Raw genomic sequence first — 12,311 nt, forward strand, 5'->3', positions numbered from 1 at the left:
CTTGGGCCTTTCCATGCCCGCCGCGTTTCCGCTCGGCGGATCGGCGCTGTCCTTGGCCGAAGCGATTGACAGGTTCCGGCGCGGCGGGCGTAGTGGAGTCTCATTCTTCTGGGGGTGCGACATGGCTCGGATAGAAGGAACCAACAATTCGGAAGCCCTGGTAGGGACATTCCTGTCCGACGACATTTCCGGCCTTGGCGGCAACGATACGCTGCACGGGGGCTTCGGCGACGACTGGCTTTACGGCGATGCCGGCAATGACGTGCTGTTCGGCGGCTATCAGGACGACCGGCTTTATGGCGGGGCCGGCGCCGACACGCTTTGGGGAGATACCGGGGACGACCATTTCGTCGGCGGCGCGGGCGGCGATCTGATGCGCGGCGGCGCGGGCAACGACATCTTCGACCAGACCAACCTGATCGACGCCCCCGGCGACCGTATCTTCGGCGGTGATGGCATCGACCTGTTGCGGCTGGATTTCGGCGCCGTCGCCGGCCCGGTTCGCTTCACCCTCCAGGATCCCACGGTCACCGTGACGCTGCGGTTCGGCTCGGCCCCCGCCTTTACCTTCCGCGAGATCGAGGCCTTCGATATCGCGGGCAGCGACTATGCCGACCGGCTGGCCGGGTGGATTCATGACGACACGCTGGGCGGCGGCCTGGGCAACGATACGCTGCTGGGCGGCCTGGGATCGGATGCGCTGTCCGGCGAGGAAGGCAACGACCAGATCCGCGGCGGCGGCGATGCCGATCGCCTCTATGGCGACGCCGGAAACGACTCCCTTTGGGGCGATGCCGGCGATGATGCGCTGCGGGGCGGCAGCGGCAACGACTGGATGGATGGCAGCGGTGGCAACGACGATCTGGAAGGCGGATCAGGCAGCGACCGCCTGATCGGCGGCGACGGCAATGACGAGTTGCGAAGCGATAGCTATCATTCGGATACCGGCCGCGAGCGCGATATCCTGATCGGCAATCTCGGCAATGACAGCCTGTCGATCGGGATCAATGACCATGCCGATGGCGGCTTGGGCTTCGACCGCATTCATGTCGATTTCACGCAGGTCACGGCGCAGATCGTCTGGTCCTTCTCTGCGGCTGCGAAGCAATTCGCCAACGGCACCCGCGTCGCGAATACCGAGATCCTGGATTACGAGGGCGGCAGCGCCCGCGATGTCATCACCGGCTGGAACCTTGCCGACCGCATCGAGGGCAATGGCGGCCATGACGTGCTGGCCGGCGCCGGCGGCAACGACACGCTGGATGGCGGGCGCGGCAACGACATGCTGCGCGGCGGCGTCGGCAATGACGTGCTTTATCACGAATCCGGCAATGACACCCTGTTGGGCGAGGCGGGGAACGACCAGTTCTTCATCGGCTTCGACGAGGACGTGAACCTGCCCTATCGGGCGGTGATCGACGGCGGACTGGGTTGGGACAAGGTCGTCTTCACCAGTTCCGAACTGGGCGCGGTGGTCGATCTTGAGAACCAGGCGCGCAATACCGGGCTGGCCTATGGCAAGACCCTGCGCAATGTCGAGGTGCTGGAGGGCACCTATATGGACGATCATTTCATGGGAGGCGCGGGCAACAACACCTTCATCGGGGGGCAGGGTGGCGACATCCTGAACGGTCGGGCCGGCAACGACACGCTGACAGGCGGCGCGGGTGCGGACATCCTGACGGGCGGCGTGGGCCGCGATGTGTTCGACTTCACGGACTTCTCCGGCCATGAATGGGAGGGAGACCTGATCACCGATTTTCGGCGCGGCCAGGACGTGATCCGCCTGGATCGTTCGGATTTCGGCGCCGGGCTGCGCTTGGTGAATGCCACGGATCCGGTGGTCGCTGGCCTGGCCCCGGCGCTGGTCTTCGAGACGGACGCTCGGCGGCTCTGGTATGATGCCGACGGCAGCGGAGGCGGCTCGAGCCCGATCCTGCTTGCGACGCTGAACGGCGTGGGCCAGTTGGCCATGTCGGATTTCGTTTTCGTCTAGAGTCCATGGCGACACGCTGATGATCGACAGCACTTTCATGAAGGCGCTGATCAGCCCCAGCTGAGTGGACGATACTTTCCGGGGCAAGTGGGGCGATATCCCAATGTACTGTGTGGTCGATTGGTGTTGTAGTATCCTCAGCAGCGCGGTTGATGCGCTCGGCCATCGCTTAGCGCATGCTCGGCGAACCCAAGGTGCAGTCGCGGCCAAGCAGCTGCTGGCGCTGGATGGTGTCGAGAGGGCCTGTACATGCCGTCCGTCGATTATTTCCACATCATGTTTGAGGGGCACGAGGTGGACCCGTTCAACGAGGGTGGATCAGCGCGCGGCCATATGGATCAGCAGGACGGCGACCCCGGGCCAGAAGAAGCAGGCCAGGAGATGGATCGCCGCACCAAGCCCGGTATGCGCCATGTCGAGCGCCTGGATGCCGATGGCACGAGGCAGGTTCTCGTCTATGCCGTCACTTACGGAGGGGCCGACTGGATCAAGCGGAGTCGATCCCGGGGATAGTGCTGATGCCCGCCATACGGCGGATCCGGTCGCCGGGGGTGTTTCGGGTGCGATCTCGGGGGGTAGTATTTCCCACCCGTAATGCTCATGCGGCCAGGGATCCTGCCGGCTGCCAGCCACCTTGATGCAAAGGCAAGTATTTCTGGAATCGCGCCCCCGCAACCAACGATCCCGGCGATAGCAGGTTGTCCAAAGCCTCGGCCTCCGCAAGGAAGTCGGGATTTTTCTTGCCCGCCGCAAAGCGCAGGATCGCGCCGAGGTCGCCGCGCAGCACAATCGCCAACTCGCCATTATCCGGCATGAGCGTGATCTGATCGACCAGCGAGCGGAAGGTTTCAGCCGCGCGGGCGCGGCCGTCTACGTCTTGCAGATTCTCATAGAGCTGCCCGATCCGCTGCGCATAGAGTGCCGCCATGTTCGGATGCAGCAGCGGAGGGGGCTCATCGGCATTGGCCAGCTTCTCAGCCAGTTCAGCCTTCCGGGCTTCCAGCTTCTCGGCCTTGTCCTTCAGCTTTGCTGGAGGGAAGCCTTCGAGGATAGCGTCCACGATTTTGTCGAGTTCCCGGTCTGTGCGTTCCAGTTCCCGTTTCCAACCCTCCAGATCGGCGCCGCGCTCGATGCGCAGCCGATTCACCTCCCTGGTGAACTCGGTACAGAACTCCTTGAACAGCGCGGGATCCATCAGGTGCTTGCGTAGCCCGTTGAGGATCGAGGCTTCCAGCGCGTCGCGCCGGATGTTGAGCCGGTTGTTGCAGGTGCCCTTGTTGCGCGCCGTCGCGCAGCCGAGCAGATCCTTCGAGATCATCGTATAGCCGCCACCGCAGCAGCCGCATTTGACGAGGCCGGCGAAGAGGTGCTTCGGGCGACGCCGGTCATTCAGGGGGTTTGGGCTGGTTTCGACCACATCGTAGGCAAGGCGGCTCTGCCTCGCCTTGACCGCATCCCAGATGTTTTGGTCTATGAGCCGCAGATCGGGCACCTCATGGACGACCCAATCGCTTTCCGGGTTCAGGCGGGATACGCGCCGACCAGTATCGGGATCCTTGATATAACGCAGGCGGTTCCAGACAAGCTTGCCGATGTAAAGCTCGTTGTTCAGGATGCCGCTGCCGCGCTTCGGGTTGCCGTGGATCGTCGATGGCCCCCATTCACTGCCCTGCGGCCCTGCCACGCCTTCGTGGTTCAGCGACATGGCGATCGTGCGCGACGACTTTCCGTCAAGATAATCGGCGAAGATGCGTCGCACGATCCCGGCCTCGGTCTCGTTGATGGTCCTATCGCCCCGGATGGCTTCCCCACGATCATCGAACTTCTTCACCACGTCATAACCGTAGCAGAGACCGCCGCCGGATTTGCCATCCTCGACGCGGCCGCGCAGCCCACGACGGGTCTTGTCGGCCAGATCCTTCAGGAACAGCGCGTTCATCGTGCCCTTCAACCCGACATGCAGATGGGTGATCTCGCCCTCGGACAGGGTGAACATCTTCACATCGGCATAGGTCATGCGCTTGAAGATGCCGGCGATATCCTCCTGGTCGCGCGATAGCCGGTCCATGGCCTCGGCCATGATCATGTCGAAACGGCCGCGCAGGGAATCGGAGATCAGGGCCTGGACGCCCGGTCGCAGGATCATGCTGGCGCCGGAGATGGCGTGATCGGTGTATTCCTCGACGACGGTCCAGCCTTCCTTTTCGGCGCGCAGGCGGCATATACGCAGCTGATCGGCGATCGAGGCGTCGCGCTGGTTGTCGGAGGAGTAGCGGGCGTAGAGCGCGACCTTCATGCGGACACCTCAGTCGGGGAGGCGGTCGCCCGCCAATCGGGCCGTTTCCTGTTGAATGAGGTCGCGCGCTGCCTGTCGGGCGAGTTGCCGGACGAGATCGGCGAGACGGGGGTCGGGTTTACGGGTGCCAGCAACGCGCGCAACAGCTTCATCCGTGGTATCCGTGACCAGTCGAAGCTTCGATGCTGTGGTTTGTCGTTGCCGTGCCATTCCTGCGCCAATCCCTGACGGTCCTGCACAAAGACTACGCGGCATTTCCAATGCGTTACAGGGAAGCGCCCGGCGGTGTTTGGCGAGGAATGGAGGGCTGGGTCGGGCATTGGCGAATTCCTGAGCAGCATGGCGTCGCAAAAATACTGGCGCGACGACGTGCGAATTTGCGGCTCGTCAAGAGATTTGAACATCTGCTCGCACAGCGTGACGTTCCAGCCATGTCCTTAGGTCAGTCTAACGCAGAGGCGCCGCGCATGGCAATGCGGGAAAATGGGCCGCGCCGATGGTGGCCGCTGGTCTCGACGGTGCCCCCCTCAGCCCACTCCGTTCCTCACAGGTCCGGCAGGCCGAGGCTGAGTTGCCGGGCAGCATCATCGTCCTTGTCCGCTTCCAGCGAGGAGAGCGTCACGCCGAGAAGCCGCACACCTTTTTCGACCGGGAACAGCGGTTCCAGTAGCGCGTTCGCAATCGCCGAGAGTTCCCCGGCTCCGCGCATGCCGCGCTCGACCGTTCGGCTGCGCGTGATTTGCTGGAAGTCGGCGTATTTGACCTTGATCGTAACCGTACGTCCGGTCAGCGCCTTGGCTTCGCAGCTCCGCCAGACCTTGGACGCCAGTGCGTCGATCTCTCGTCTTGCGGGTTCCACGTCGAAAATATCCTCGGAGAAGGTGTCCTCCGTGCCGATCGACTTCCGTTCCCGATGCGGTTCCACCGGGCGATGGTCGATCCCGCGCGAAATGCGGTAGTACCAGTCGCCCGACTTCCCGAAATGCGCGTGCAGGAACTCAGGTGATTTGTCGCGCAGGTCAGCTCCGGTCAGGATGCCCAGCCGCTCCATCTTCGCCGCCGTAGCGGGTCCGACGCCGTGAAACTTCTTCACCGGCAGCGCGGCCACGAACTCGGGCCCCCGCGACGGGGTAATGACTGCCTGCCCGTTGGGCTTGTTCAGATCGCTCGCCATCTTGGCGAGGAACTTGCAATAGCTGATCCCGGCCGAAGCATTGAGCCCGGTGACCTCCTTGATCCGGCGACGAATGATCTCCGCCGCCTCCGTCGCGATGGCGATGCCGTGCTTGTTCTCGGTCACGTCGAGATAGGCCTCGTCAAGCGAAAGGGGCTCGATCAGATCGGTATGCTCGGCAAAGACCTCCCGGATCTGTGCCGACACCGCCCGATAGACCTCGAAGCGCGGTTTCACGAAGATCATTTCGGGACAGCGGCGCTTCGCCGTGACCGAGGGCATGGCCGACCGGACGCCGTAGACTCGGGCCTCATAGCTGGCGGCGGCCACCACGCCGCGCGCGGCGGATCCGCCGACCGCGACCGGCTTGCCCCGCAATTCGGGATTGTCGCGCTGCTCGACTGAGGCATAGAACGCATCCATATCGACATGGATGATCTTGCGGATCTTTCCGCGCGGCTCGCCTGCCTCCCTGATCTGCTCTCCCGATCCCGACATGCTTCGTCGTCAACCTGTCGGAGCTGCCGGTTTTTCGATGACTTCAAGCAGGTCGGCGGGCAAAGGTCGTTGCAGGGCCTTCGCCTCGCGCCAGTCGGCCGTCAGCCAGACCTCCACCTCGTCGGATCTGGTCAGGATCACAGGCATGGCTTTTGGATGGATCGGCTTCACCACCTCGTTGGCACCGGTGGTGAGGAAGGCGAAGAGCTCATGTTTGCCCGGTCTGGGCGTACGGTTCGAGCCGCGCGTCCCCTCCCATCGGGTCCAGATCCCGGCGAAGAAGAACAGCGGTTGCGTTTGGCGGAGCGCAAACCAGTAGAGCGGCTTGCGCTTTGTTACCGGATCAGGCGCCTGCCCGTATTCCGAGAAGGCCGTCGCCGGGACCACGCAACGGTGCTCAACCCCGAGCCACTGCTGCCAGTGCCGTATCCAGGTCTTGCGAACATTGGTCACGCCGGTGTCGGGCGCGTCCGGGGTCTTCAGATGCTCGACCGGCGTTGGCATTCCCCATGTAAGGCGAGCAAGCTCCAACCCGCCATCGGTTTTGCGCACGACCGGCGCGGGCCGGTCGGGATAGACGTCGAGGATCGGTTCCAGATTGCCGATACTGTCGTGGGTGAGCGCCACGAAATCCCGGATCGCCTGCTGGTTGGTGGTCAGATTGTAGAGATTGCACAAACCCGCTTCTCCGATTTTGCGGCCATCATACGCCAGAAGTTCCGGCAAGGCTTCCGATCACATCTTACGAGACTCAGATTGACTCCCGCCGCGCACTAGAACAAACAAAGAACATAACGACAGGATTTGCCCTTGAGAAGACCCGGAGCCTGCCTTCCAGATGCACGAGCGCGCCATCAGTCCAGCCATTGCGGCCCTTCGTGCGCGAATCGCGCAGCTTGAAGGTGATGGCGCTCGCGCGCGGGAAGTGCTGCCCTTCGGCGTTCCGTCTCTGGACCGCAAACTGCCCGGCGGTGGATTGGCTCTTGGCTGTCTGCATGAGGTTGCGGGCGGCGGCAACGGCGCGGTGGATGGTGCGGCGGCGGCCTGTTTCGTGGCCGGGATCGCCGCGCGGACCCACGGCAAGGTGCTGTGGTGCGTCGCGCAGCAGGATCTGTTCGCGCCGGGCCTGGAACAGGCCGGCCTGCCGCCCGATCGCGTCATCCATGTCGAGGCCGGCGATGACAAGTCGGTCCTGGCCTGTATGGAGGAAGGCCTGCGGCACGGTGGGCTGGGCGCGGTGGTTGCCGATATTGCCCGGTTGCCGATGACTGCCTCGCGGCGGTTGCATCTGGCCGCCAAGGAAAGCGGCACCATCGGCATTGCCCTGCGCCGCTGGCGGCGCCAGGCCGAGGCCAGAGATTTCGGCCAGCCGACGGCGGCGATGACCCGCTGGCGGATCTCGGTGCTGCCGTCCCGGCTCTTGCCCGTGCCCGGCGTCGGTCGCGCGCGCTGGCTGATCGAACTGATCCGGGCGCGGGCGGGAGAATCCCTCGATATCGAACTGGAGGCGTGCGATGGCTCGGGTCATCTCGGTCTTCCTGCCGACATGGCCGACAGACCGGCTGCGGCGGAAGGCCGGCGACACAGCGCCGCCGGTTGAGGCGCCGCTCGTCATCGCAGGACGTGATCGTAACCGCCGTATCGTGACGGCGGCCGACGCGACTGCACAGGCGCTCGGCCTGCGGGTCGGCATGCCCGTCACCAAGGCGCAGGCGCTGGTGCCGGGACTGGTGATTGAACCCGCCGACCCAAAAGCCGATGCCGAAAGCTTGGAGCGCCTCGCGCTATGGGTGTTGCAACGGATCGCGCCGATTGTGGCGGTCGATCCGCCGGACGGGATCGTGATCGACTCTACCGGCGCGGATCATCTGCATGGCGGCGAGGCGGCGATGCTCGATGCGCTGATCGGGCGGCTCACCTTGTCGGGAGTGTCTGCACGGGCCGCCATTGCCGACACCTGGGGCGCGGCCCATGCGCTGGCGCGCTATGGGTCCAATCCGGTGCTGATCGCCATGCCGGGGGCCAGCATCGACATGCTCGCGCCGCTGCCGCTGGAGGCACTACGGCTGTCGCCCGCGATCCCGGCTGGCCTGCGCGATCTGGGGTTTTCCCGGATCGGCGATCTGATCGGCCAGCCCCGCGCGCCCCTGACGCTGCGCTTCGGGCCGGAACTGTCCCGTCGGCTGGATCAGGCCCTGGGCAACAGCGCCGAACCCATCGAGCCGCTGCGCCCCGAGGACATGATCGAGGCGCGGCGCAGCTTTGCCGAACCCATCGCCGCCGCTGAGACCATCGCCCGCTATATTGGAAAGCTGGTCGCAACGCTCTGCGAGGCGCTGGAGGTCCGCGGCCTCGGCGCGCGCCGCCTCGACCTGCTCTGCCACCGGATAGACAGCCGTGTCGAGACCGTCCGCATCGGCCTCGCGCGGCCGGTGCGCGACCCTCAGCGCCTGACCCGGCTGCTCTGCGACAAGATCGAGACCATCGACCCCGGCCTCGGCATCGAGATCATGACGCTGACGGCCACGCTGGCGGAACCCATGACCGAGCGCCAGGCCGTGAGCCACCTGATCGAGGTGCCCGAGCCTGACCTGTCAGGCCTGATCGACACGCTCGCCAACCGGGTCGGCGCCCGCGCGATTTATCGCTTCGCGCCGGTGGCCAGCGATGTGCCCGAGCGATCTGTCTGCCGCATTCCGGCCCTGGCGGAAGAGACCGGCGCGGGCTGGCCCGATCACTGGCCGCGCCCCTCGCGGCTGTTGCCCCGTCCCGAGCCGATCGAGACCATGGCGCTGCTGCCCGACCATCCGCCGAACTGGATCTCGTGGCGCGGCGTGCGGCGGCGGGTGCGCCGGGCCGATGGCCCCGAGCGGGTCTTCGGGGAATGGTGGAAACGCGATGCCGAACTGGTCGCGGTGCGGGATTATTTCCGCATCGAGGATGATGCCGGCGAGCGTTTCTGGATCTTTCGCTCCGGCGACGGTGAGGATGTCGCCACCGGATCGCATCGCTGGTTCCTGCACGGGGTTTTCGGATGAATGCGCCCCGATATGCTGAGTTGCAGGTCACCACGCAGTTTTCCTTTCTGCGCGGGGCCTCTTCGGCCGAAGAACTGTTCGCGACCGCCGCGACGATGGGGATCGAGGCGCTGGCGGTGGTGGATCGCAATTCTCTGGCGGGCATCGTTCGCGCCCATGAGGCGGCGAAGGCAACCGGCATCCGGCTGATCGTTGGCTGCCGCCTCGATCTCGCCTGCGGCATGTCGGTGCTGGTCTATCCGACCGACCGAGCGGCCTATGCCCGGCTCTGCCGGCTGCTGACGCTTGGCAAGGGCCGGGCCGGCAAGGGCAAGTGCCACCTGGAATGGGCCGATCTCACCGCCTATGGCGAAGGGCTGATCGCGGTGCTGGTGCCGGATGATGCCGATGAATACTGCGGGTTCCGATTGCGCCGTTTGCGCGATGCCTTCGGCGACCGGGCCTATCTGGCGCTGACCCTGCGCCGCAGGCCCAACGACCAGATGCGGCTCTGGGAGCTTTCGCAACTGGCGCAGCGGATCGGCGTGCCGACCGTCGTGACCAATGACGTGCTGTTCCACGAGCCTGGCCGGAGGATGCTGCAGGATGTGGTCACTGCGATCCGCCACAACACCACCATCGACCAGCTGGGCTTTCGCCGTGAGCGTCATGCCGACCGCTATCTCAAGCCGCCCGCCGAGATGCGCCGGCTCTTCGCCCGCTGGCCCGAGGCGCTGGCCCGCACCATCGAGATCGCCGACCGTTGCCGCTTCAGCCTGGATGAGCTGCGTTATCAATATCCGGAGGAACGCGACGATCCCGCACTGACCCCGCAGGAAACACTGGTGCGGATGACCTGGCAGGGCGCGGCCAACCGCTACCCCGAGGGCGTGCCGGATGAGGTGACGGCGGCGTTGCGCCATGAGCTGACCCTGATCGGCAAGCTCGATTACGCGCCCTATTTCCTGACCGTGAACAGTATCGTCCGCTTTGCCCGGTCGCGCGGCATTCTCTGTCAGGGGCGGGGATCGGCGGCGAACAGCGCCGTCTGCTATGTTCTCGGCATCACCGCCATCGACCCCGGCCGCAACGATCTGCTGTTCGAGCGCTTCGTCTCCGAGGAACGCCGCGAACCGCCGGATATCGACGTCGATTTCGAGCACGAACGCCGTGAGGAAGTCATCCAATGGGTCTATGAGAACTATGGCCGTGACCGGGCCGCGCTGACCGCCACCGTGACCCGCTATCGCTCCAAGGGCGCGCTGCGCGATGTCGGCAAGGCCATGGGGCTGCCCGAGGATCTGATCCAGACACTCTCCGGCCAGCTCTGGGGCTGGTCCGAGACCGGTGTCAACGATCAGCAGCTTCGTGAGTTGAACCTCAACCCGGAGGATCGGCGTTTGCGCCTGACCCTTGATCTGGCCGCCCAGCTTCGCGGGGCGCCGCGGCATTTGTCGCAACATCCCGGCGGCTTTGTCCTGACCCATGACCGGCTGGACGAGTTGGTGCCGATCGAACCCGCCGCCATGGCGGATCGCCAGATCATCGAATGGGACAAGGACGACATCGACGCCTTACGCTTCATGAAGGTGGATGTGCTGGCGCTGGGGATGCTGACCTGCATGCGCAAGGGGCTGGATCTGATCGTGGAACACAAGGGCATCGCCCTTGATCTGGCGACGATCCCGGCCGAAGATCCGCGCACCTATGCGATGATCCGCAAGGCGGACACGCTGGGAACCTTCCAGATCGAAAGCCGGGCGCAGATGTCCATGCTGCCGCGCCTGAAGCCGCGCACCTATTACGATCTGGTGGTGCAGGTCGCCATCGTCCGGCCTGGCCCGATCCAGGGCGATATGGTCCATCCCTATCTGCGCCGCCGCGAGGGGTTGGAAGAGGTCGATTATCCGACACCCGAACTGGAGAAGGTGCTGGGCAAGACCCTCGGCGTGCCGCTGTTTCAGGAACAGGCGATGCGCGTCGCCATTGAATGCGCGGGCTTCACCCCCGGTGAGGCGGACCTTTTGCGCAAAAGCATGGCGACCTTCAAGCACACCGGCGGCGTCTCGAAATTCCGCGACAAGCTGATTACAGGCATGGTTGCCAAGGGCTATGAACAGGACTTTGCCGAACGCACCTTCCGGCAGTTGGAGGGCTTCGGCTCCTACGGCTTTCCCGAAAGCCATGCGGCAAGTTTCGCGCTGATCGCCTATGCCTCGGCCTGGCTGAAATGCTGGCATCCCGATGCCTTCTGCGCCGCGCTACTGAACAGCCAGCCGATGGGCTTCTATGCCCCGGCCCAGATCGTGCGCGATGCGCGCGACCATGGCGTCGAGTTGCGCCCGATCTGCGCCAATGCCTCGCGCTGGGATTGCACGCTGGAGCCGACCGGCAACGAGGCGCGCTTTGCGGTTCGGCTTGGCCTGCGCATGGTCAAGGGGCTTGCCAATGCCCATGCGGCGGCGATTGTCGCCGCCCGTGCTGATCAGCCATTTGCCTCGGTCGAGGATCTCTGGCGGCGGGCCGGGGTTCCCGTCGCCGCATTGGTCCACATTGCCGAGGCCGACGGTTTCCGCCCGCCCTTCGGCCTTGCGCGCCGCGAAGCGCTTTGGGCGATCAAGGGGCTGCGCGACGAGGAACTGCCGCTGTTTGCGGCAGCCTCGGCACGCGAGGGCCAGACGGTTTCAGAGATATCGGAGCCGTCCATCGCCCTGCGGCCGATGGCGGCTGGCCGCGAGGTGGTCGCGGATTACAGCCATACCGGCCTTTCTCTGCGTCGCCATCCGATCTCCTTCCTGCGCGAGGATCTGCGCAAGCGCCGCATGGTTTCCTGCGCCGAGGCGATGGGCGCGCGCGACCGCCGCTGGCTGGAGACGGCGGGGATCGTGCTGGTGCGCCAACGCCCCGGCTCGGCCAAGGGCGTCATGTTCATCACGATCGAGGACGAGACCGGCATCACCAATGTCGTGGTCTGGCAGAAGGTCTTCGCGCAGTATTGGCGTGTGATCCTCTCATCGAGCATGATTGCCGTCAGGGGTCGCGTTCAGCGCGAGGGAGAGGTCGTGCATCTCGTTGTCCATCGGATCGTCGATCTGTCGCGAGATCTGGCGAGCGTTGGGCAACGCGACGTGGCGACGGTCGGGCAGCAGGGGCCGGAGGCCGACAGCATCAGGGTGAAGGCGCGGGATTTCCGGTGAAGGGGCAGGTTCCGGAGACCGGGCGGGGAAAAGCCTTCCCCCTGGTCGGCACTGCGTTGCCGACGCACCCCCATCAGCGGGGAGACCCCGCAACGCCCCCTGAGAGTTCGAGTGCGGGCGGGTTTTCCGTGAC

Annotated in this window: 9 protein-coding genes; 5 read left to right on the plus strand and 4 right to left on the minus strand. The window is 65.0% G+C overall.

The annotated features are described in order from the left end of the window. The first annotated feature begins 121 nt into the window (after positions 1–121). Positions 122–1,996 carry a calcium-binding protein gene (locus NBE95_RS13330; RefSeq protein ID WP_289895888.1) on the plus strand — a complete coding sequence of 625 codons (1,875 nt, stop codon included), beginning with the start codon at positions 122–124 and terminating at the stop codon, positions 1,994–1,996. Positions 1,997–2,245: 249 nt separating this feature from the next. After that, a complete protein-coding gene (locus tag NBE95_RS13335; protein ID WP_289895889.1) occupies positions 2,246–2,509 on the plus strand; it encodes a hypothetical protein in 264 nt (87 codons plus the stop codon). 85 nt (positions 2,510–2,594) lie between these two features. Here NBE95_RS13335 and NBE95_RS13340 read toward each other — a convergent pair whose 3' ends face one another. The 4 genes from NBE95_RS13340 to NBE95_RS13355 form a co-directional block, all read right to left on the minus strand. After that, a complete protein-coding gene (locus tag NBE95_RS13340) occupies positions 2,595–4,292 on the minus strand; it encodes a recombinase family protein (protein ID WP_289895890.1) in 1,698 nt (565 codons plus the stop codon). Continuing rightward, on the minus strand, positions 4,289–4,696 hold the full coding sequence (locus tag NBE95_RS13345) for a hypothetical protein (RefSeq protein ID WP_289895891.1): 408 nt from the start codon (positions 4,694–4,696) through the stop codon (positions 4,289–4,291). Before NBE95_RS13345 ends, NBE95_RS13340 begins: the two co-directional genes overlap by 4 nt. Before the next feature lie 140 nt (positions 4,697–4,836). Next, positions 4,837–5,964 carry a DNA polymerase IV gene (dinB, locus tag NBE95_RS13350; RefSeq protein ID WP_289895892.1) on the minus strand — a complete coding sequence of 376 codons (1,128 nt, stop codon included), beginning with the start codon at positions 5,962–5,964 and terminating at the stop codon, positions 4,837–4,839. A 9-nt stretch (positions 5,965–5,973) separates the two neighbouring features. Next, positions 5,974–6,690: an SOS response-associated peptidase gene (locus NBE95_RS13355; RefSeq protein ID WP_289895894.1), complete on the minus strand. Its 717-nt coding sequence runs from the start codon at positions 6,688–6,690 to the stop codon at positions 5,974–5,976. Positions 6,691–6,802: 112 nt separating this feature from the next. Between NBE95_RS13355 and NBE95_RS13360 the strand changes: the two genes are divergently transcribed. Genes NBE95_RS13360 through NBE95_RS13370 form a run of 3 tightly spaced genes read left to right on the plus strand, consistent with a single transcriptional unit; the run spans position 6,803 to position 12,178 of the window. Beyond that, positions 6,803–7,564 (plus strand): ImuA family protein, encoded by a 762-nt coding sequence (locus tag NBE95_RS13360; RefSeq protein ID WP_289895895.1) that lies wholly within the window; start codon positions 6,803–6,805, stop codon positions 7,562–7,564. Further along, entirely contained in the window at positions 7,479–9,002 is a 1,524-nt protein-coding gene (locus tag NBE95_RS13365; protein ID WP_289895896.1) for a DNA polymerase Y family protein, read from the plus strand. Before NBE95_RS13360 ends, NBE95_RS13365 begins: the two co-directional genes overlap by 86 nt. Next, positions 8,999–12,178: an error-prone DNA polymerase gene (locus tag NBE95_RS13370; protein ID WP_289895897.1), complete on the plus strand. Its 3,180-nt coding sequence runs from the start codon at positions 8,999–9,001 to the stop codon at positions 12,176–12,178. Before NBE95_RS13365 ends, NBE95_RS13370 begins: the two co-directional genes overlap by 4 nt. Positions 12,179–12,311 lie beyond the last annotated feature (133 nt).

The organism is Paracoccus sp. TOH, from assembly GCF_030388245.1.
In the GTDB taxonomy this organism is placed as follows: Bacteria; Pseudomonadota; Alphaproteobacteria; order Rhodobacterales; family Rhodobacteraceae; genus Paracoccus; species Paracoccus simplex.

Excerpts from the sequence above, each read along its gene's own strand:
- dinB (WP_289895892.1), bottom strand. The coding sequence starts at position 5,964 with ATGTCGGGATCGGGAGAGCAGATCAGGGAGGCAGGCGAGCCGCGCGGA.
- NBE95_RS13335 (WP_289895889.1), top strand. The coding sequence starts at position 2,246 with ATGCCGTCCGTCGATTATTTCCACATCATGTTTGAGGGGCACGAGGTG.
- NBE95_RS13330 (WP_289895888.1), top strand. The coding sequence starts at position 122 with ATGGCTCGGATAGAAGGAACCAACAATTCGGAAGCCCTGGTAGGGACA.
- NBE95_RS13340 (WP_289895890.1), bottom strand. The coding sequence starts at position 4,292 with ATGAAGGTCGCGCTCTACGCCCGCTACTCCTCCGACAACCAGCGCGAC.
- NBE95_RS13365 (WP_289895896.1), top strand. The coding sequence starts at position 7,479 with ATGGCTCGGGTCATCTCGGTCTTCCTGCCGACATGGCCGACAGACCGG.
- NBE95_RS13370 (WP_289895897.1), top strand. The coding sequence starts at position 8,999 with ATGAATGCGCCCCGATATGCTGAGTTGCAGGTCACCACGCAGTTTTCC.
- NBE95_RS13360 (WP_289895895.1), top strand. The coding sequence starts at position 6,803 with ATGCACGAGCGCGCCATCAGTCCAGCCATTGCGGCCCTTCGTGCGCGA.
- NBE95_RS13345 (WP_289895891.1), bottom strand. The coding sequence starts at position 4,696 with ATGTTCAAATCTCTTGACGAGCCGCAAATTCGCACGTCGTCGCGCCAG.